General features: G+C 60.1%; 14 protein-coding genes and 2 pseudogenes. 6 read left to right on the top strand and 10 right to left on the bottom strand.

What is annotated here, in order from left to right:
- Window positions 1–17 precede the first annotated feature (17 nt).
- Complete coding sequence (gene arcD, locus ACIPZE_RS13215) at window positions 18–1445, bottom strand: arginine-ornithine antiporter (protein WP_283439237.1); 1428 nt, start codon at window positions 1443–1445, stop codon at window positions 18–20.
- Between the two features lie 585 nt (window positions 1446–2030).
- Between arcD (ACIPZE_RS13215) and arcD (ACIPZE_RS13210) the strand changes: the two genes are divergently transcribed.
- On the top strand, window positions 2031–3458 hold the full coding sequence (gene arcD, locus ACIPZE_RS13210) for an arginine-ornithine antiporter (protein WP_129395210.1): 1428 nt from the start codon (window positions 2031–2033) through the stop codon (window positions 3456–3458).
- Window positions 3455–4318: a DNA-3-methyladenine glycosylase gene (locus ACIPZE_RS13205; RefSeq protein ID WP_283439236.1), complete on the top strand. Its 864-nt coding sequence runs from the start codon at window positions 3455–3457 to the stop codon at window positions 4316–4318. The genes arcD (ACIPZE_RS13210) and ACIPZE_RS13205 overlap by 4 nt, the downstream gene beginning before the upstream one ends.
- Window positions 4319–4444: 126 nt before the next feature.
- Here ACIPZE_RS13205 and ACIPZE_RS13200 read toward each other — a convergent pair whose 3' ends face one another.
- The 9 genes and pseudogenes from ACIPZE_RS13200 to gap form a co-directional block, all read right to left on the bottom strand.
- The gene (locus ACIPZE_RS13200; RefSeq protein WP_400773209.1) at window positions 4445–5791 is read right to left on the bottom strand and encodes a CoA transferase; all 1347 of its coding nucleotides are present in this window, start codon (window positions 5789–5791) and stop codon (window positions 4445–4447) included.
- A 172-nt stretch (window positions 5792–5963) separates the two neighbouring features.
- A pseudogene (locus ACIPZE_RS13195) lies at window positions 5964–6491 on the bottom strand (methyl-accepting chemotaxis protein); the annotation flags it as partial.
- A gap of 378 nt (window positions 6492–6869) precedes the next feature.
- A pseudogene (locus ACIPZE_RS13190) lies at window positions 6870–7829 on the bottom strand (chemotaxis protein); the annotation flags it as partial.
- 663 nt (window positions 7830–8492) lie between these two features.
- Window positions 8493–8882 (bottom strand): YbaN family protein, encoded by a 390-nt coding sequence (locus tag ACIPZE_RS13185; RefSeq protein ID WP_283439233.1) that lies wholly within the window; start codon window positions 8880–8882, stop codon window positions 8493–8495.
- Window positions 8883–9035: 153 nt separating this feature from the next.
- On the bottom strand, window positions 9036–9644 hold the full coding sequence (locus ACIPZE_RS13180; protein WP_400773207.1) for a biliverdin-producing heme oxygenase: 609 nt from the start codon (window positions 9642–9644) through the stop codon (window positions 9036–9038).
- 112 nt (window positions 9645–9756) lie between these two features.
- The gene (locus ACIPZE_RS13175; RefSeq protein WP_400773206.1) at window positions 9757–12312 is read right to left on the bottom strand and encodes a TonB-dependent receptor; all 2556 of its coding nucleotides are present in this window, start codon (window positions 12310–12312) and stop codon (window positions 9757–9759) included.
- 120 nt (window positions 12313–12432) lie between these two features.
- Entirely contained in the window at window positions 12433–13398 is a 966-nt protein-coding gene (locus tag ACIPZE_RS13170; RefSeq protein ID WP_283439230.1) for a FecR domain-containing protein, read from the bottom strand.
- A 94-nt stretch (window positions 13399–13492) separates the two neighbouring features.
- Entirely contained in the window at window positions 13493–14020 is a 528-nt protein-coding gene (locus ACIPZE_RS13165; protein WP_129395202.1) for an RNA polymerase sigma factor, read from the bottom strand.
- Window positions 14021–14223: 203 nt separating this feature from the next.
- Window positions 14224–15225, bottom strand: a complete 1002-nt coding sequence (gene gap, locus ACIPZE_RS13160; protein ID WP_129395201.1) for a type I glyceraldehyde-3-phosphate dehydrogenase — start codon at window positions 15223–15225, stop codon at window positions 14224–14226.
- Window positions 15226–15445: 220 nt separating this feature from the next.
- On the opposite strand from gap, the gene edd reads away from it, so the two are divergent.
- The 4 genes from edd to ACIPZE_RS13140 all read left to right on the top strand — a co-directional run bounded on the left by edd (window position 15446) and on the right by ACIPZE_RS13140 (window position 20567).
- Window positions 15446–17272: a phosphogluconate dehydratase gene (gene edd / locus ACIPZE_RS13155; RefSeq protein WP_400773203.1), complete on the top strand. Its 1827-nt coding sequence runs from the start codon at window positions 15446–15448 to the stop codon at window positions 17270–17272.
- Window positions 17269–18222: a glucokinase gene (locus ACIPZE_RS13150; protein ID WP_400773201.1), complete on the top strand. Its 954-nt coding sequence runs from the start codon at window positions 17269–17271 to the stop codon at window positions 18220–18222. The genes edd and ACIPZE_RS13150 overlap by 4 nt, the downstream gene beginning before the upstream one ends.
- A gap of 154 nt (window positions 18223–18376) precedes the next feature.
- Window positions 18377–19108 (top strand): response regulator, encoded by a 732-nt coding sequence (locus tag ACIPZE_RS13145; RefSeq protein WP_025112821.1) that lies wholly within the window; start codon window positions 18377–18379, stop codon window positions 19106–19108.
- Entirely contained in the window at window positions 19098–20567 is a 1470-nt protein-coding gene (locus ACIPZE_RS13140) for an ATP-binding protein (protein ID WP_283439226.1), read from the top strand. The genes ACIPZE_RS13145 and ACIPZE_RS13140 overlap by 11 nt, the downstream gene beginning before the upstream one ends.
- The last annotated feature ends 279 nt before the right edge of the window (window positions 20568–20846 follow it).

Raw genomic sequence — 20846 nt, 5'->3', positions numbered from 1 at the left:
AGATTACAAATCAAGGGTTACAGAGTCAGGAAGCCGTCGTAGAGACCGTAGGCTGCCACCAGGGCACCCACGACCACTGCGGCGAAAAGCAGCTTCTCGACGTTAGTGAAAATCGGTTGTTTGAGTTCCAGCTTGGCTTTGGCGAACAGGATCGCGCCAGGTGCGTAGAGCAGGGCCGAGAGCAGCAAGTACTTGACCCCGCCGGCATACAGCAGCCACACCGCGTAGATCAGCGCGATGCCGCCGATAATCAGATCCTTGCGCCGTTCGGCCGCAAAGCCTTCGTAGCTTTCGCCGCGCACCGCCAGCAGCAGGGCGTAAGCCGCCGACCACAGATACGGCACCAGAATCATCGAAGTGGCGAGGTAGATCAGCGACAGGTAAGTACTCGCCGAGAACAGCGTGATGATCAGGAAGATCTGCACCATCGCGTTGGTCAGCCACAGGGCATTGACCGGTACGTGGTTGGCGTTTTCCTTACGCAGGAACTCCGGCATGGTGTGGTCTTTGGCGGCGGCGAACATGATCTCCGCACACAGCAGCACCCACGACAGCAGCGCACCCAGCAAGGAAATGATCAGACCGACGCTGATCAGCACCGCACCCCAGTGACCGACCACGTGCTCAAGCACGGCCGCCATCGACGGGTTCTGCAGTTTCGCCAGTTCCGGCTGAGTCATGATGCCCAGCGACAGCACGTTCACCAGCACCAAAAACAGCAGCACGGTGATGAAGCCGATCACGGTGGCCTTGCCGACGTCGGAGCGTTTTTCGGCGCGGGCGGAAAAGATGCTCGCGCCCTCGATGCCGATGAACACCCACACGGTAACCAGCATCATGTTGCGCACCTGGTTCATCACGCTGCCCAGATCCGGGTTTTTGATGCCCCAGATGTCAGCGGTGAAGATGTCCAGTTTGAAGGCGAACACCGCGATCAATACGAATAGCACCAGCGGTACGACCTTGGCGACCGTGGTCACGAGGTTGATGAACGCCGCTTCCTTGATCCCGCGCAGCACCAGGAAGTGCACGGCCCACAACAGCACCGAAGCGCCAATCACCGCAGCAACCGTGTTGCCCTCACCGAAAATCGGGAAGAAGTAGCCGAGGGTACTGAACAACAGAACGAAGTAGCCGACGTTGCCCAGCCAGGCACTGATCCAGTAACCCCACGCGGATGAGAAACCCATGTAGTCGCCGAAACCGGCCTTGGCGTAGGCGTAGACACCGCCGTCCAGGTCAGGCTTGCGATTGGCGAGGGTTTGAAAGACAAAAGCGAGGGTGAGCATGCCGACAGCGGTGATGGCCCAACCGATCAGTACCGCACCGACGTCGGCGCTGGCGGCCATGTTTTGTGGCAAAGAGAATATCCCGCCACCGATCATCGAGCCGACTACCAAGGCAACCAGTGCACCTAGTCGTAGTTTTCCGGGAGCTTCAGACATTGCATGACTCCATTGCAGGAGAGAAGAGATCACAGCGTAGTTCTGTTGTCTGTTCAAACAGCTGACTTAGATCAGTGCATGGTCACATTCCATTGTTAATGAATGACTTAGGAAACCACTGCAGGCATAAAGCTATTGTTTGAAATGCCCGTCCTAGAGGCTTTCTGGTGGAGTGCTTGGGAATGGCTATTATTACTTTCGAATTATCACGCTAGTTCTTTTTCAGCTTTTGGCAAGCTTTCCGCATCTGTTTTCAGTACAGAATTGATTTATCAGGATTCGCGCACAAAACCGACTTACCGTGCTAGGCGTTAGCGTCATCGGCTATATATAAATGGGCGTTTGTTGGCGTTATCTAATAAACGTATTTACTCTTTACCCATTTAGTTAGTTAAGACATAAACCTGTGGCGAGGGGATTTATCCCCGTTGGGTGGCGAAGCCGCCCCAAAGCCTGAGAACTCGGTCTGTCTGATACACCGCGCTGACTGGATCTGGGGCGGCTGCGCCACCCAACGGGGATAAATCCCCTCGCCACAGGTATAAACAGGTTTCGAGAACCGTTGTCAGGACAAGGGAGATTTGAATGTCGCAACCGACGCAAAAGCTGCGATTAGGCGCGTTGATCGCCCTGGTGGTGGGTTCGATGATTGGCGGGGGGATTTTCTCGCTGCCGCAGAACATGGCGGCGCGCGCTGATGCCGGGGCGATCCTGATCGGTTGGGGCATTACCGCGATCGGCATGCTGACCCTGGCGTTCGTTTTTCAGACCTTGGCCAACCGCAAGCCCGAACTGGATTCAGGCGTGTATGCCTACGCCAAGGCCGGGTTTGGCGACTACATGGGTTTCTCGTCGGCGTGGGGGTATTGGATCAGCGCGTGGCTGGGCAACGTCGGCTATTTCGTTCTGCTGTTCAGCACGCTGGGTTACTTCTTTCCGGTATTCGGTCAGGGCAACACGCCAATCGCCATCGCCTGCGCCTCGGTGCTGCTGTGGGCCGTGCATTTTCTGGTGATGCGCGGGATCAAGGAGGCAGCGTTGATCAATCAGCTGACCACCGTGGCCAAGGTCGTGCCGCTGATCATGTTCATCGTCATCGCGGCGGTAGCGTTCAAGGCTGACATTTTTACCCGCGACATCTGGGGCACCAGCAACCCGAATTTCGGCGGGGTGATGGATCAGGTGCGCAATATGATGCTGGTCACCGTGTTCGTGTTCATCGGTATCGAAGGCGCCAGCGTGTACTCGGCGCGGGCGGAGAAACGCAGCGACGTTGGCCGCGCCACGGTGATCGGTTTTGTCGGCGTGCTGGCGCTGCTGGTGCTGGTCAATGTGCTGTCGCTGGGGATTATGAGCCAACCGGAACTGGCCAACCTGCAGAACCCGTCGCTGGCGGCGGTGCTCGAACACATCGTCGGGCCGTGGGGCGCGCTCTTGATCAGCATCGGTCTGGCGATTTCGCTGCTCGGTGCGTTGTTGTCGTGGGCATTGCTCTGCGCGGAGATTCTCTTCGCCACGGCGAAGGACAAGACCATGCCGGCGTTTCTGAAAAAGGAAAACAACAATCACGTGCCGGTCAATGCGTTGTGGCTGACCAACGCGATGATCCAGATTTTCCTGCTGATCACGCTGTTTTCGGCGGGCACCTACACCAGCCTGATTTATCTGGCCTCGTCGATGATTCTGGTGCCGTACTTGTGGTCGGCGGCCTACGCGGTGTTGCTCAGCGGGCGCGGCGAAACCTACGAACACGCCTCGGCCGAGCGCACCAAGGATCTGCTGATCGGCGGCATTGCCCTCGGTTATGCGGTGTGGTTGCTGTACGCCGGCGGGGTGAAGTATCTGCTGCTGTCAGCCTTGCTGTATGCACCGGGGGTGATCCTGTTTGCCAAGGCCAAGCATGAGGCGGGTGAGCCGTTGTTCACCCATGTCGAGAAGGGCATTTTTACCTGCGTGGTCATCGGCGCGGGGCTGGCGGCTTATGGTTTGTATAGCGGATTACTGTCGTTGTGAGGTTGGCGCTTGAGTATCAGCCGCCGTATGACTGGGCGGCGATGTTGGGGTTTCTTGCGGCGCGGGCGGTGGTCGGAATGGAGTCGGTCGTCGACGGTGTTTATTCGCGCAGCATTGGCTTGAAGGGTGTCCACGGGACGGTATCGATCTGGCAGGAAGCGGGTGATGCGTTGCAGGTTGAGCTGGATTTTCCTGATCCGGCGGCACTGCCCGAGATCGTTGCCAGATTACGGCGGATGTTTGATCTGGATGCCGATGTGGCGCTGATTCAACGGCATCTGGCCAATGATCCTTTGCTGGCGCGGTTGATCACCGAACGACCGGGCTTGCGGATTCCCGGGGCGTGGGATGGGTTGGAACTGGCGTTTCGCGCGGTGCTTGGGCAGCAGATTACCGTGGTTGCGGCAATTCGTCTGGCCGGCAAACTGGTTGCGCAATATGGCGCGCCACTGGTTTCAGGGGTGCCTGGATTGACGCATGTTTTTCCCGACGCGAGTGTGCTGGCGGGTGCCGATCTGGCGGCGTTGGGCATGCCGAAAAGTCGCGGGCGTACGCTGTCTGGGGTGGCGCAGGCATTGCTCGACGAACCACTATTTTTTGAGCCGAATCGAGACGGTGGCGTGGCGCGGTTGTTGGCGTTGCACGGGATTGGCGAGTGGACGGCGCAGTACATTGCACTGCGGCAGTTGCGCGATATGGATGGTTTTCCCCATGGCGATGTCGGATTGTTGCGGGCGTTGGAAGTGCTGGAAGGACAGCGGCCGACGGCGCGGGAGTTGGCTGTGCGGGCGGAGGTTTGGCGGCCTTATCGCGGGCATGCGGCGCAGCTTTTGTGGACATCCTTGAGCCGCGCGGACTGATCCGGAAGTTGCGTGGCCAATTCAGGCGCTATCGCGAGCAGGCTCACTCCTACAGTTGACCGCATTTCTACTGATGGAATGCGGTCAACTGTAGGAGTGAGCCTGCTCGCGATAGCGGTTTCAGATTCACCACTGTGGGCGGTGTGAACCCAAGTCCGTGGCAGGCAACGCCCACTCCAGCGGTGTGCCGCGGATCTTTATCGGCGCCAGCAACCGATGCGCCGACCCCCACGGTGTCTGCTCCAGAAAGGAATCCTGATCCTGCTCATCCTCGTCGCGTAAAACTTCACCCGTGCCAGGCCCACACTCAATCAACAACTTCGCCGTCCGCGCCAGCGACAACCGCGCCGCGCCACCGCGACCGGTCTCCAAACGCTCGGTCAACAGTCGGATCGCACTCGCCGCCATCACATACCCGGTCGCATGATCCAGCCCCTGCACCGGCAACGGCGTCGGTTTGTCAGCTTGCTGCCAACGCTGCCCGGCCTCGGCGATGCCGCTGCTCATCTGCACCAGACTGTCGAAACCGCGGCGGTTCTGCCATGGGCCGCTCCAGCCGTAGGCGTTGAGGCTGACGTCGATCAGACCCGGTGCCAGTTGCCGGCGGCGTTCGGCGCCGAAACCGAGGTGTTCCAGTGCGTCGGCGCGGTAGCCGTGGAGCAGAATATCGGCTTGCTTGAGGAGGTTTTCGAACACCGCGCGATCCTCCGGATCCTGCAGATCCAGACGCGCACAGCGTTTGCCGAGGGTCATTTCCGGCACCACACCGGGCTCGTTCCAGGTCGGCGGGTCGATGCGCAATACGTCAGCGCCAAGGCCGGCGAGAAAGCGACTGGCGGTGGGGCCAGCCAGAACGCGCGTCAGATCCAGCACCTTGATCCCGGCCAATGGTCGCTCGACCGAGCCTTGCCACGGTTGCGCGTTTTCATCCGGCGAATCGAGAAAATGCACCAGCGGCTCGGCATTCACCGCCAACCCTTGCGGATGATGTTGCCACTGCGCCCAACTGCGCATTTCGGCGGCGCAACCCTTGGCCTCGACCACCGCTTGCTCCAGATCCGTGCTCGCCCATTGCGCGACTTTCGCCGCCATCACCGTTCGGTCAGCGCAGGCGCCGAGCACGCTTTCGGCAGCGGCGCGATGGTGCGGGGCGTTGGTGTGCAGGCGGATCCAGCCGTCTTTCGTTGCATAGTCACCGGCAATCGGATCCCACAGCGGTGGCACTTGCCAGCCGCTCGGGCGGAGCGAGCTGGAGAACCAGAACGAAGCCAATCGACGGTCGACTGCAATGGCCGGCAAATGACCGGTCTGCTGCTGGATCAATTCGCTGACGGCCTGAGCGGCAGCGGCGATGCTCGCGCACGCAAGGTCAGTGACGGCGAACGCCGAGGGCAGGGCGCCGTGATCGGTGAACGGAATCGGCGTGTGCGGCAAGCCGAGTGCGGCTTGAATGGACATGAGTAAATCAGTCATCGAAGGCCCTCCGGAGCGAGAGGGCGATGATAGTGCAAAACATTATTGGATTAGATGAAAGCTCCTGTAGGAGTGAGCCTGCTCGCGATCGCGGTAGATCAGTCGACACATGTTCCACTGATCCACCGCGATCGCGAGCAGGCTCACTCCTACAAGGGAAATGCGGTGTGGTTTAGACGCGGAACTGGTCCATCAATTTCATCTGTTGGCTGGCCAAGGCATTGAGCTGGCTGCTGATCGCTGCCGATTCAGTGGCTTGCCCGGTCAGGGTTTCGGTCACGGTACGAATGGCCGAAACGTTGCGGTTAACCTCCTCGGCCACCGCGCTCTGCTGCTCGGCGGCGCTGGCGATTTGCAGGTTCATGTCGCTGATCACCGTCACCGCGTCGCTGATCTTGCCTAGCGCATCCACCGCCTGACGAATCTGCCCGGCGTTGTTGTGTGCCTGGGTCTGGCTCGAATGCATGGTCGCGACCACGCCCCGCGTACCGGTCTGAATGCGCTCGATCACTACGCGAATTTCTTCCACCGAATCCTGCGTGCGTTTGGCGAGGTTACGCACTTCGTCGGCGACCACCGCGAAACCACGCCCGCTCTCACCGGCACGTGCCGCTTCAATCGCCGCATTGAGCGCCAGCAGGTTGGTCTGTTCGGCGATGCTGCGGATCACTTCCAGCACCGAGCCGATCTGCTCGCTATTGACCGCCAACGCTTCGACCTCGGTCACCGCTTTGCTGACTTCATCGGCCAGTTGGTTGATGTCGCGGGTGCTGCGCTCGATGATCGACATGCCGTCCCTGGCCGACTGATCGGCACCTTTCGCGGCATTCGCGGCATTGGATGCGCTGTTGGCGACGTCGTGGGCGGTGGCGCTCATTTCGTTGGAGGCGGTCGCAACCTGATCGATCTCGCGGAACTGCACCTGCATGCCTTCACTGGTCTGACGGGCGATTTCCGAAGACTGGTCGGCAGTGCCGCGCGCTTCGGTGATGCTCTGCTTGATCTGCGCGATGGTCGGTTGCAGCTTGTCGAGGAAACGGTTGAACCAGTTCACCAGTTCACCCAGCTCATCTTTTTTGCTGTAGTTCAGGCGTTGGGTCAAATCACCTTCACCGCTGGCGATGTTCTTCAGCATCTCGGCGACGCTGTTGATCGGCCGGGTCACACCGGACGCCGTGAGCCAGATCAGCAACAGGCCAACAAGACCGGCGGCGACGGCGACCAGCAGTGCGGTGATCACGCCGGTTTCCTGGGCGTCGTCGAGCACTGCTTGCAGCTTGACCGAATCGGCCAGCAACACGTGTTTCGGCAGGTCGATGACCACGCCCCAGGCACGCGAGTTGCCGATCGGGTCAACCGGGTACACGGCACGAATCAGCTCGCCCTGTTCGAGAATCTTCGGTGTGCCGGAGGTCAGCAGTTGCAGGACATCCTTGCCATCGGCACCGAGGGTGTCGCTGATTTTTTTGCCGACTTTGCTCGCGTCGGAACTGTCGGCACCGAGCACGCCGCTGCCGGAGACAATCAGCATGTGCCCGGCGTTGTTGAACAGGTTGCGCTGGGAATCCACGGCGGCCGCTTGCAAGGCGTCGAGGGCAATGTCGACACCGACCACGCCGATGGCCTTGCCGTCGATGATCAGTGGTACGGAAATGGTCGTCATGAGCATTTCCTTGTTGCCCACGGTGTCGGCATACGGGTCAAGCAAGCAGGTGCGCTTGTTGTCGCGAGGGCAGGTGTACCAACTGTTGTACGGCGTGCCGCTGACGCTGAGGGTGGTTTTGGTCAGGTCTTCTTCGACCATGATGGTGTTCAGCGAGGAACCGGCGGCGCGACTCCAGTAAGTCGCGAAGCGCCCGGCTTCGTTGGACTGGCGCGCGGCGTCGTTGACGAATTCACTGTCCTTGCCATCGAGGCCGTTCGGTTCAAAGGCGAGCCAGATGCCGAGCACTTTGTCGTTGCGCTCGAAGGCGGTTTTCAGGCTCAGGTTCAACTCTTCGCGCAGGGCGCCGGCGTCCAGCGAGCGCTTGGCGGCCATCACCCGCATGTCCTTGATCTGGTCAGCCAGGGCGGTGATCACCAACAGGCTTTCGCCGAAGGTTTTCTGCACCCGCACCGCTTGTTCGGCGGCCTTGGCTTGCAGCAGGTTCTGCACACTGGCGGTGAGCAGCTGATTGCTGGAATTGCTGACCAGTTCGTCGTTCTGGTTGGTCTGGTACATGTTCATGCCGACGATCAGTGCGACCACACCGAGCAGGCACAGACCGGAGAGCAGGACGATTTTCAGGCGAATGGACAGAGAGTCGAACATGGGGCGATCTCGCGAATGAATAAACGGGTGGCAGGCGGATATGAACTATCCGGTTCGCCAAATCCATTCAGCGCCATTCAATGCTCATCGGCGCGAGGCGAGAGGGCATGAGGCGGTTGCCGACGAACGGTCATCGCTAAACGTTTGCGCAGGGGAAAGTGCTGGAAATCAGAACAATTTCAGGGAAGTGTTTGCGTGAATTGGATAGCTTTTGTGGCGAGGGGATTTATCCCCGATGGCCTGCGAAGCAGGCCCAAAACCTGAGAATGGGTTCTGTCTGACAAATCAGGGTTTCTGGACTGTGGCTGCTTCGCAGCCAATCGGGGATAAATCCCCTCGCCACAGAATCCCCTCACCACAGAAGTTCTTCACACAGAAACTCGGTGTGGCTTAAACAGGAATCGATTCCGGGCGCGACCAGATCCACAGATTTCCCAACCCCATCCCGGCAATCGCCAGATAGATCGGCCAGCCGTGATCGAGCATCACTAGCATCAACGTCGCGCAGAGCAGCATGCTTATCGTCGCGCTGACTTTGGCTTTGCGCGCGATGATCTTGCCGTTGCGCCAGTTACTCAGAATCGGCCCGAACAGCCGATGGTTTTCCAGCCAGGCACTCAGGCGCGGCGAGCTGCGGGTCGCGGCCCAGGCGGCGAGGAGGATGAACTCGGTGGTCGGCAGGCCGGGCACGACAATGGCGATCAGGCCGATGCCGAGGCTGACGTAGGCCAAGAGGCCGAACAGCACGCGGGCGAGTTTTGAGGAGGCGGGTTGCGGCATGGGCTCAGCGGATTGCTTCTGAAGCGGAATGGAGATCTTACAGACTTACGCGCCCCCCCTGTAGGAGCTGCCGCAGGCTGCGATCTTTTGATGTTGTTTTCAAGATCAAAAGATCGCAGCCTGCGGCAGCTCCTACAGGGGGATTTTTGTGACTCAGGCGAGTTCGGCTTCGGTGGCGTAGGCCTGTTCCAGCAACACGGTGAAGCGGTTGAACGCATCGATCGCGCCTTGCTCGACTTCGGCTTCTTCCTCGGCAGTGAACTGCAGCGAATCGAGGGTACGCACGAAACTCTTCCAGCCTTCGGCACGGCCACCTTCTGGCTCACCGAGGTGACGGGCACCGAAGGTTTCGCTCAGCTCCAGCGCCACCGCGCGTTTGATCAGGAACGCAGCGCCGAGCTTCGAACCTTCGGACACAAAGATCCAGCCCAGTGCCCGTGCCTTGCTCGGGTTTTTCACCGCGCCAGCGACCGGTGCCGGGACTTCGGTGTCGAGATCCGCGAGGTCAGCCCTGGCCGCTTCGGCGCGGCAACGCGCGGGCAGGTCAGGCACGATCGCGGTCAGTTCGGCATCGTTGTACAGGTCGACCAGTTCTGACTGGAACAGGTACTGCGCGACCACGAAACGGGCGAAGTTGGCGCGGTTCTCGAACGGCGCATGCGCTTTGACCAACGCGTCGAGCTTGCTGTGCGGCTCGTTGGTGATCTGGTTCAAGCGTTGCGAACGCAGGGCAGGGCGTTGTTCGGTGTCTTGAGCGGTCATGACAAATCCTTGAGAAAAAGAGGCGCTTGCTAACGAGACGAACCAGCAAGCGCGCGAGCGTAAAAAAACCTCACTGCGCGGTGCTTGAACACGCGCCGTGAGGTCGGCCGGATCAGATGTCCCAGACCAGATTGATCGCGAAGTTGCGGCCCGGCTGGGTCAGGCGATCAAGGTTGGCCGGCTGCGTGACCGAGGCTTCGCCGACGCTGTCGTAACCGCGCACGTCATCCCACTGCCAGTATTTCTTGTCGGTCAGGTTGTAGAGACCGGCATTGACGGTCACATCGTCGGTGACTTTGTAGAAACCGGCCAGGTCGAGCACGCCATAACCCGGGGTCTTGAACTGGGTGCTGGTGCCGTCCGGTGTCTTGAACATGGTGCTGTCGACACGATCCTTGCGCTTGACCAGCGTCCAGCTCAGCAACGCACCGTATTTATCCTGGTCATAACCGAGACCGAACACGCCGGTCAGCGGATTGACGCTGTTCAGCGGCTGACCGCTGTCGTCATTGCGGCCGTACAGATACGCCATCGAGCCTTGGGTGTAGAGGCCGGTCGGTGCGCCGAAGGTATCGAGGTTCAGGCGACCTTTAAGCTCCACGCCTTTGATGGTGGCGTGTTTGATGTTGTTGCTCTGGAACGTGGTCTCGGAGTAGCCCGGAGTGATCGCGTTTTCATCGATGAAATCACGGTACTTGTTGTAGAACACCGCAACGTCGAAGGTGCCCGCTTCAAATTGGCCACGCAGGCCGGTTTCATAGCTTTTGCTTTTTTCCGGTTCCAGATCCGGGTTCGGCGCGACCTGGTAGCCGCCCGCGAGGTTTTCAAAGCGACCGTACAAGGCCTTGGCGGTCGGCGTGCGGAAGCCTTCGGCGTACTGACCGTACCAGGTGTAGTTATCGTTGAAGCTGTAGGTCGTGCCGAACTTCGGCGACAGACGATGCCAGGTTTTTTCCTTGTCGCTGACTTGACCGTTGCCGCTCTGGTCGGCAGTGGCGAGGAACTCATCGGTGATGTGCGGCTTGAGTTGGGTGTAGTCGTAACGTGCGCCCGGCAGGAACGTCCAGTTACCCCAGCTGATCTGATCCTGCGCGAACAGGCTGTAGCTGTTGATGGTCGGATCCGGGAAGTCGCTGGCCGGTTTCAGGGTGTCGGCGGCGCTTGGCGCACCGATCACCCGGCAGGCGCCGCTGACGGTCAGGCAGGTGCCGTTGCCGGTGCGCAGTCCGGTGACTTTGTCCTGCTTGATGGTCGTGCCGTAGGTGATGGTGTGGTCGGTGTCGGCGATGGCAAACGACTTGTCAGCCTGCGCATCGAATACCCACTGGCGATCCTTGTAATTGGTGTCGCGGTTGCGCAACACGGTGCGCGACGGCGCGTAGATTTCCTGGGTGGTTTGGTCGGTCTTGGCGATCTGGTAGTTGAGCGACCACTTGATGTTGTCGGCCAACGCGGTGTCCAGTGCGAAGCGGTGTTCCAGACCAAAACGCTCGCGGGTAACGGTGTCGTTGCCGGTGCGCGCCTTGTAGAAACCAAACCCGCGTCCAGCGTTGAACGGGCCACCGACGGCGCTCAACTGATTGGTGTCGCGATCGTCTTTGTAGTGTTCGTAGGTGAGGCCGAAGCGCGCGTCGTCAGCGTAGTTCCAGCCGAGTTTGGCCAGCACGTTGGTGGTGCGCACGTCTTGCGGATTGGCCTCGGTGCGGTTCAGGCCGGTGCCACCGGTTTCGCCGTAGGATTCGGTTTCATGACCGTTGCGCTGGCTCAGGTGCAGCAAACCGTCGAAGTCGCCAGTGCGGCCAGCAACGGTGCCGGAGGTCAGCCAGCTGTCATCGGCCGAGCTGTAACCGGTTTTCAGTCGTGCGCCGACGTCCTGGCCAGGTTTGATGATGTCGTCCGGGTCGAGGGTGTAATAGCTGACTGCGCCGCCAATGGCGTTGCTGCCGTACAGCACCGAGGCCGGGCCACGGAGAATTTCGACGCGTTTGACGATTTCCGGGTCGACGTAATTGCGGTTGGTCTGCGCGTACGGACCGTTGAAGAAACTGTCTGGCACTTGCACGCCGTCGACTTGGGTCAGGACGCGGTCACCGTCAATACCACGGATGTTGTAGCCAGTGATGCCGGCACGTTGACCGGCACCGCCCACCGAAACGCCCGGCTCGTAACGCACCAGATCCTTGATCGAGTTGACGTTGTTGCGATCCAGATCCTCGCGGGTCTGCACGCTGACGGTGGCCGGCACGCTGCTCACCGACTGTTCCTGACGCGTGGCGCTGATGGTCACCTGATCAAGATTGAGGGAACCGCCGGCGTTGCGTTTTTCCAGCACGACGTTGTTGTTGCTCAGCTTGCGGAAGCTCAGGTTGGTCCCCACCAACAGACGCTCGAGGGCTTTTTCCGGTGGCAGCGAACCGCGCACGCCCGGCGACGATAGGTTCTGCCCCAACTCTGCCGGCAAGCCGACCTGCCAACCCGTCACAGCAGTGAAGGCATTGAGTGCCGACACCAGCGGTTGCTGGCCGATGGCGAACGAGTAATCACCCATGTTGCGTGCCGGCTGCTCGGTGGCAGCCATCAGCGGTGCGGTGCCGGCCATGAGAATGGCGGCGGTCAGCAGCGAAAATACGCGGGAAGGGGAGGTCTGGCGGGTAAGGCGTGAGGACATCGATAGCGCTCCGTGTCGCACGAATCTTTATAGTTGCTGATTGGCATCGTGATGCGAATCAATTGCATTGGCTATAACGAGACGAACGGGCTTCCGCTATCGAGTAAAAATAATTCTCATTTAGTTCAGGATCACCAGCGCCGGGAATTCCTGCAGGCGCGCCGAGGTGATGTGGGCGAGGGAGCGAACCACGTCGAGCGGCTGATCGAGCCGGTAGTTGCCAGTGACGTTAACGTCGGCCAGCTGTTCATTGGTATTGATGATCCAGCCGGGATAGTAACGACGCAGTTCGGCCAGCACCTGATTCAACGGGCAGTTCTCGAACACCAGTCGGCCCTGGACCCAGGCCAGATCGGTGTTGGCATCGAGTTTCGCCGGGCGGTCGAAACCGTTGGGGCCGATGCGAATACTCTCACCGGCCGACAAACGCACCCGTGCATCGTCATGGGTCGCGCGCAGATCGACATCGCCACGCTGCACGTTGACCTGCGCCACGCCATCGAGATAACGCACGGCAAACGCCGTGTCACGGACGCTGGCCTTGACCGGGCCGGCGTCGATTTCCAGTGGCTGGTTGCGCCCGCCGGCAATCTCGAAATACGCCTCGCCCTGATACAGCCGGGCCACGCGCTGCTGATCGTCGATGGTGCTGGAGAACGCCGAATTGGTGTTGAGCAGGACTTTCGAACCGTCCTCCAGTTGCAGGCGCTGACGCTCGCCGACCACGGTCAGGTGATCGGCCTGAATGCGCATCGGCAAATTGCTGAAACTGAACAACCCGAGCAACAGCACCGCCGCAGTGGCCAGTGGTTTCCAGTGGGGACGCAAACGCTTGAGGACGGTGACTTTCGCCGGTTTTGCGGCAAGGCTTTGCGCACATTGAGCGATTTGCGGGCCGTCCCAGATCGCCTGCGCCTTGGCAAACGCCTCGGCATTCAGCGGGTCGGCCTCCAGCCATGCGTGGAACTGCCGGGTCTGCTCCTCGTCCGGGCTGCCGAGCACGATGAGCCAGTCCAAAGCCTGGTCCATTGCGGTTGCAGCGTCCTGCGCCGAATCTGGCGAAGGCGAGCGGTGGGTGTCCGTCACGGTGTTTCCTCGGGCTTCTGGCGAAGCAGTTTCAAGCTTCAAGCTGCAAGCTAGATGCGTGCACTGCTTTTCGTTTTTACTTGGAGCTTGAAGCTTACAGCTTGCCGCTGCTGTCGTGTCGTTCGGCGACGCCGATGCAAATAGTCATGATCAGTTTCAATTCCTTCTGCACGGTACTGAGGGAAACGCTCAGTTCGTCAGCAATTTCCTGATAGCTGTGCCCGTGCAAGCGGCTGAGGATGAAAATCTGTTGCTGACGCGGGCTGAGTTGACTGAGGCTCACATTCAGGCGCTCCAGCATTTGTTCGGCGTGGGCGGCGTCTTCGGCGCTGCTGGCGGGGGCGGCGATGCTGTGCACGATGTCCTGCGGCACGTCATCGACCATCGTGCGCGAATGGATCTTGCGCGCACGCAAATGGTCCAGCGCCAGATTGCGCGCGGTCTGGAAAACAAAGGGTTCAAGATGATCGATGGCCCGCTCGCTCAGCGCCCGCGTCACGCGCAGGTAGGTCTCCTGCAACAGGTCTTCAGCGGTGCTGTGATTGTTGACCATGCGTTCCAGCGTACGCAGCAAGGATGTGCGCTGAGTAAGGAAGACGTGGTTGAAGCGCGATTGACTCACGGGAGGACCTGATCCATTTTGAGCAAATGATAATGCTTATCATCTGCCCGTATGGTCAAGCCCTGAATTGTCAAAGAACGGTAAAGCCCGGGATGGAACCCAATGTAGGAGCTGCCGAAGGCTGCGATCTTTTGATGTTGATCTTAAAAACAAAATCAAAAGATCGCAGCCTGCGGCAGCTCCTACAGGGGGGCAGGGCAACCTTATTCCGCGTTACACAGCGCCAGGCAGTTATCCAGCATGCGGTTCGAGAAGCCCCATTCGTTGTCGTACCAGGCCAGCACTTTCAGCAGTTTGCCGCTGGATTTGGTGTGGTTGGCGTCGAAGATCGACGACAGCGGGTTGTGGTTGAAGTCGCTGGAAACCAGCGGCAACGTGTTGTAACCCAATATCTTCGAGTGTTGGCTGGCAGCCTTGAGCAGCGCGTTGACTTCCTCGGCGCTGGCTTCTTTTTTCAGCTGCACGGTCAAATCCACCAGCGACACATTGATCACCGGTACGCGCACGGCCATGCCGGTCAGTTTTCCCGCCAGTTCCGGCAACACCAGGCCCACCGCTTCAGCGGCGCCGGTCTTGCTCGGGATCATGTTCTGCGTGGCCGAACGCGCGCGGTACGGGTCGGTGTGATAGACGTCGGTGAGGTTCTGATCGTTGGTGTAAGCATGAATGGTGGTCATCAGACCGCTTTCGATGCCCAACTCACGGTGCAGCACCTGCGCCACCGGTGCCAGGCAGTTGGTGGTGCACGACGCGTTGGAGATGATCTGGTGCGACTGGCGCAGAATGTCGTGGTTCACACCATATACGACGGTGGCGTCGGCGCCTTTGGCCGGGGCCGAGATGATCACTTTGCGCGCGCCGGCAGTAAGATGCGCGGCGGCTTTGGCTCGGTCGGTAAACAGACCGGTGCACTCGAATACCACGTCGATTTTTTCCGCGGCCCATGGCAGTTCGGCCGGGTTGCGGATCGCGCTGACGGCAATGCGGTCGCCGTTGACCGTCAGGCTCTCGTTATCATGCTCGACTTGCGCGTCGAACGTGCCATGAACGGTGTCGTATTTGAGCAGATGGGCGTTGATCGAGCTGTCGCCCAGATCGTTGATGGCGACGATCTGCAAATCCTGTCGATAGCCTTGGGTATACAGTGCGCGCAGGACATTACGGCCAATGCGGCCAAAACCATTGATTGCGATTCGTAGAGTCATGGAACAGCGCCGCCGTCGTTTTGTTGTTGGAATTACAAGATTATTCGCATAAAAATAGAAAACAAGCCTTTTTAGTGGCAATATTTTGTTTTATCTACAACGAGTGACCTGAATCAACTGGTCCGATTGGTCAAAAAAGCCGTCTGTCATTCCAACAACAACGGCGTTTGATCAGCATAGACAATCAGGTCGCCACATCCGTTAGCCTGGAGTTCTACACATGCATCCCCGCGTTCTTGAGGTCACCGAACGGCTTATCGCCCGCAGCCGCGCCACGCGTCAGGCTTACCTTGCACTGATTCGCGGCGCCGCCACTGACGGGCCGATGCGCGGCAAGCTGCAATGCGCCAACTTCGCCCACGGCGTGGCCGGTTGCGGCAGTGAAGACAAACACAGCTTGCGGATGATGAACTCGGCGAACATCGCCATTGTTTCTTCGTATAACGACATGCTCTCGGCGCACCAGCCGTATGAAGTGTTCCCGGAACAGATCAAGAACGCCCTGCGCGAAATCGGCTCGGTCGGCCAGTTCGCTGGTGGTACACCGGCAATGTGCGACGGCGTCACCCAAGGCGAGCCGGGCATGGAACTGAGCCTGCCGAGCCGCGAAGTGATCGCGTTGTCCACGGCGGTGGCGTTGTCGCACAACATGTTCGACGGCGCGTTGATGCTCGGCATCTGCGACAAGATCGTCCCGGGCCTGATGATGGGGTCGCTGCGTTTCGGTCACCTGCCAACAATCTTTGTGCCGGGCGGGCCGATGGTCTCGGGGATTTCCAACAAGGAAAAAGCCGACGTCCGCCAGAAGTACGCCGAAGGCAAAGCCACCCGCGAAGAGCTTCTGGAATCGGAGATGAAGTCCTACCACAGCCCGGGCACTTGCACCTTCTACGGCACCGCCAACACTAACCAATTGCTGATGGAAGTCATGGGCCTGCACTTGCCGGGTGCCTCGTTCGTCAACCCGAACACGCCGCTGCGTGACGCGCTGACCCGCGAAGCCGCGCACCAAGTGACGCGCCTGACCAAGCAGAACGGCAACTTCATGCCGATCGGCGAAATCGTCGACGAGAAGTCGCTGGTCAACTCGATTGTTGCGTTGCACGCCACCGGCGGTTCGACCAACCACACCCTGCACATGCCGGCCATCGCCATGGCCGCAGGCATTCAACTGACCTGGCAGGACATGGCCGACCTCTCCGAAGTCGTGCCGACCCTGAGCCACGTCTACCCGAACGGCAAAGCCGACATCAACCACTTCCAGGCAGCGGGCGGCATGTCGTTCCTGATCCGCGAACTGCTTGGCGCCGGTCTGTTGCACGAAGACGTCAACACCGTGCTCGGTCACGGCTTGAGCAAATACACCAAGGAACCGTTCCTTGATAACGGTGAACTGGTCTGGCGCGAAGGTCCGCTCGACAGCCTCGACGAAAACATCCTGCGTCCGGTCGCCCGTGCGTTCTCGCCGGAAGGCGGTTTGCGCGTGATGGAAGGCAACCTCGGTCGCGGTGTGATGAAGGTGTCCGCTGTGGCGCTGGAAAACCAGATCGTCGAAGCGCCGGCGATGGTGTTCCAGGATCAACAGGATCTGGCCGACGCGTTCAAGGCCGGTCTGCTGGAAAAAGATTTCGTTGCAGTGATGCGCTTCCAGGGCCCGCGCTCCAACGGTATGCCCGAGCTGCACAAGATGACGCCGTTCCTCGGTGTGCTGCAGGATCGCGGCTTCAAAGTTGCGCTGGTGACGGACGGACGCATGTCCGGCGCCTCGGGGAAAATCCCGGCGGCAATTCACGTCAGCCCCGAAGCTTATGTCGGCGGCGCTTTGGCACGCGTGCAAGAGGGCGATATCATCCGCGTCGATGGCGTCAAAGGCACCTTGGAACTCAAGGTCGACGCCGCAGAATTTGCAGCGCGCGAACCCGCCAAGGGCCTGTTGGCCAACAACATCGGCAGCGGACGTGAGCTGTTTGGCTTCATGCGCATGGCCTTCAGCTCGGCAGAGCAGGGCGCCAGCGCCTTCACTTCTGCCCTGGAGACGCTTAATTGAAACTGGCTTTGGTCGGTGACATCGGAGGCACCAACGCGCGGTTTGCGCTGTGGAAAAACCAGCAACTGGAATCGGTTCAGGTGTTGGCCACGGCCGACCACGCCAGCCCGGAAGAGGCGATCATCCTCTATCTGAGCGGGCTTGGCTTGGCACCGGGTTCGATCGGTTCAGTGTGCCTGTCGGTGGCCGGCCCGGTCAGCGGCGATGAATTCAAGTTCACCAACAACCACTGGCGGCTGAGCCGCACGGCGTTCTGCAAAACCTTGCAGGTCGAGCAGTTGTTGCTGGTCAACGATTTCTCGGCGATGGCGCTGGGCATGACCCGTTTGCAGCCGGGCGAATTCCGCGTGGTCTGCGAAGGCACGCCGGAACCGTTGCGTCCGGCGGTGGTGATCGGTCCGGGCACCGGCCTTGGCGTCGGCACTTTGCTCGATCTGGGGGAAGGTCGTTTCGCGGCGTTGCCGGGCGAGGGCGGTCACGTTGATCTGCCGCTGAGCAGTCCGCGTGAAACCCAGTTGTGGCAGCACATCCATAACGAGATCGGTCATGTCAGCGCCGAAACTGCGTTGAGCGGTGGTGGATTGCCACGGGTTTACCGGGCGATCTGCGCGGTCGATGGCCATGAGCCGACACTCGATACGCCGGAAGCGATTACCGCGGCCGGTCTGGCGGGCGATCCGATTGCCCTGGAAGTGCTCGAGCAGTTCTGCTGCTGGCTTGGGCGTGTGGCCGGCAACAACGTGCTGACCACGGGCGGGCGTGGCGGGGTGTTTATCGTCGGTGGTGTGATTCCACGTTTTGCCGATTTCTTCCTCGAAAGCGGTTTTGCCCGCAGCTTCGCGGATAAAGGTTGTATGAGCGATTATTTCAAAGGCATTCCGGTGTGGCTGGTGACAGCGCCGTATTCCGGCCTTATGGGCGCGGGTGTGGCCCTCGAGCAAGCTGGCTGAGGATCGTTCCCACGCTCTGCGTGGGAATGCAGCCCGTGACGCTCCGCGTCACTTGACGCAGAGCGTCCCTTGAGGCATTCCCACGCAGAGCGTGGGAACGATCGGTTCATCAGGCATAATCCGCCCCAATTCCAACAACAAGGATGCCTTCGAAGTGAGCTCAGTCAACAAGTCGATATTGTTGGTCGATGACGACCAGGAAATACGCGAGTTGCTGGAAACCTACCTGACCCGCGCCGGGTTTCAGGTGCGGGCCACCGCCGATGGCGCCAGTTTCCGTCAGGCACTCAACGAAGCGCCGAGCGATCTGGTGATCCTCGATGTCATGCTGCCCGACGAAGACGGTTTCAGCCTGTGCCGTTGGGTGCGCCAGCATCCGCGTCAGGCGCAGGTGCCGATCATCATGCTCACCGCCAGCTCCGACGAAGCCGACCGCGTGATCGGGCTGGAACTCGGCGCCGACGACTACCTCGGCAAACCCTTCAGCCCTCGCGAGTTGCAGGCACGCATCAAAGCCCTGCTGCGCCGTGCGCAATTCGGTCAGGAACGCAGCGGCAGTGAAGTGCTGGCGTTCGACGAGTGGCGGCTGGACATGGTCAGCCATCGGCTGTTTCACACCGACGGCGAGGAAGTAATCCTCTCGGGTGCCGACTTCGCTCTGCTGAAACTGTTCCTTGATCACCCGCAGGAAATCCTCGACCGCGACACCATCGGCAACGCCACCCGTGGCCGCGACCTGATGCCGCTCGATCGCATCGTCGACATGGCTGTCAGCCGTTTGCGTCAGCGCCTGCGCGACACTGAAAAACCGCCACGACTGATTCGCACCGTGCGCGGCAGCGGTTATCAACTGGCAGCCAACGTGGTTGCCGGCAATGGTCACTGAGTCGTTGCGCAAAATCGCCGCCAGGGTGCCGGTGCCGCGCTCGTTGCTTGGGCGAATGCTGCTCTTGACGCTGTTGGCGGTGTTGTTCGCGCAAACACTGTCGAGTGTGATCTGGGTTTCGCAACTGCGCGCCACGCAGCTCGAAGGCCTGGTCACCAGCGCCCGCAGCCTTGCGCATTCGATGACCGCCAGCGTCAGTTACTTCCGCTCGTTGCCGGTGGCTTACCGGCCGTTGGTACTCGACCAATTGCGCAGCATGGGCGGCACCCGATTTGTCGTGACGCTCAACGACAAACCGCTCGGCATGGACGTGCTACCGGTGACGCCGCGTAAAGCGGCGGTGATGAAAGCGGTCGACGAAGTACTGCGCCAGACCCTCGGCCATGACACGGATATTTCAGTGACCTTTGTCAGTCCCGAGGACCTGCGGATTTTCAACGCCGGGCTGAAGCTCGATGAGTTGCCACGTTCGTGGGCGCATTACGCGCTGACCCTGGAGCCGGTGAACCCGCCTGTGCTGGTCACACAGATCCAGATGGCGCCGGGCGAATGGCTGTACATCGCCTCTTTACTGCCCGAGCCGTACACCAGTCTTGAAGAGCAAGGCCTGCCGTCGCAGCAGGTGTGGTTCATCGTCCTCACCAGCGGCTTTCTGCTGCTGTTCATCGGCGTATTGGTGCACTGGCAGAGCCGGCCGCTCAAGCGTCTGGCACGGGCAGCGCGGGACATGTCGCTGGGCGCCGACGTCGAGCCAGTGGCCGAGGGTGGCGGCAGTGAAGTGGTCGAAGTGGGCCGTGCGTTCAACACAATGCGCGAACGCATCAGCCGTTACCTGACCGAACGCAGTCAGTTGTTCAGTGCGATTTCTCACGACCTGCGCACACCGATCACGCGCTTGCGCCTACGCGTCGAATTGCTCGAAGACGAAACCCTGCAAGCCAAGTTCGGCCGTGATCTGGACGAGCTGGAACTGCTGGTCAAAGGCGCGCTGCAATGCGTGAAAGACACCGACATCCACGAGAACATCGAGCCGGTGGATCTCAACCATGTGCTCGATTGTCTGGTCGAGCCGTATCTGGCGCCGAACGGCAATGGTCGCGTGACTCAGCAGGGCCGGGCGTTGGCGGCGTATCCGGGCAAACCGTTGGCGCTCAAGCGTTGCATCGGCAATTTGATCGACAACGCCTTGAAGTATGGGCAGAACGCGCATCTGCACATCGATGACGATGACAGCGCGTTTGTCTTGCATGTCGACGATGAAGGGCCGGGCGTGCCGGAGCAGCGGCTGGAGCAGGTGTTCGAGCCGCACTTCCGGTTGGCGGGGCAGCAGCAGGGGTATGGGTTGGGGTTGGGTATTGCGCGCAATATTGCTCACAGTCATGGCGGCGAAGTGACGTTGCAGAATTTGCGTGAGGGTGGGTTGCGGGTGACCCTGCAATTGCCGCGTTCAGTGGATTAGATCAAAAGAACCCCTCACCCTAGCCCTCCCGAAACGTCGGACCGCCCGTAGGGAGAGGGGACTGACCGAGTTGTCTTGCGTCATATATCGACCTGAAACACTGTGTCGATTATGGTTTCGCTGAAAAACTTTCAGGTCGGCGTAACTCTTCAATACCCCGCGGTCGGCCCCCTCTCCTTCCGGGAGAAGGCTGGGGTGAGGGGTTGCTCTTTGTCACGGGCTGGTGACAAACCCCGCCCCCTTCGTTACAAGCCCACCCCGGCCCGTTGTTTAGACTCC

Origin of the sequence: Pseudomonas sp. NPDC089741, assembly GCF_044748825.1 — a bacterium.
In the GTDB taxonomy this organism is placed as follows: domain Bacteria; phylum Pseudomonadota; class Gammaproteobacteria; order Pseudomonadales; family Pseudomonadaceae; genus Aquipseudomonas; species Aquipseudomonas helmanticensis.
This window is presented reverse-complemented; position numbering and strand designations above follow the sequence as displayed.

Bases quoted from the DNA above. Each gene is read 5' to 3' on its own strand.
- arcD (WP_283439237.1), bottom strand. From the start codon at position 1,445: ATGTCTGAAGCTCCCGGAAAACTACGACTAGGTGCACTGGTTGCCTTG.
- arcD (WP_129395210.1), top strand. From the start codon at position 2,031: ATGTCGCAACCGACGCAAAAGCTGCGATTAGGCGCGTTGATCGCCCTG.
- ACIPZE_RS13200 (WP_400773209.1), bottom strand. From the start codon at position 5,791: ATGACTGATTTACTCATGTCCATTCAAGCCGCACTCGGCTTGCCGCAC.
- ACIPZE_RS13185 (WP_283439233.1), bottom strand. From the start codon at position 8,882: ATGCCGCAACCCGCCTCCTCAAAACTCGCCCGCGTGCTGTTCGGCCTC.
- ACIPZE_RS13180 (WP_400773207.1), bottom strand. From the start codon at position 9,644: ATGACCGCTCAAGACACCGAACAACGCCCTGCCCTGCGTTCGCAACGC.
- ACIPZE_RS13175 (WP_400773206.1), bottom strand. From the start codon at position 12,312: ATGTCCTCACGCCTTACCCGCCAGACCTCCCCTTCCCGCGTATTTTCG.
- gap (WP_129395201.1), bottom strand. From the start codon at position 15,225: ATGACTCTACGAATCGCAATCAATGGTTTTGGCCGCATTGGCCGTAAT.
- edd (WP_400773203.1), top strand. From the start codon at position 15,446: ATGCATCCCCGCGTTCTTGAGGTCACCGAACGGCTTATCGCCCGCAGC.
- ACIPZE_RS13140 (WP_283439226.1), top strand. From the start codon at position 19,098: ATGGTCACTGAGTCGTTGCGCAAAATCGCCGCCAGGGTGCCGGTGCCG.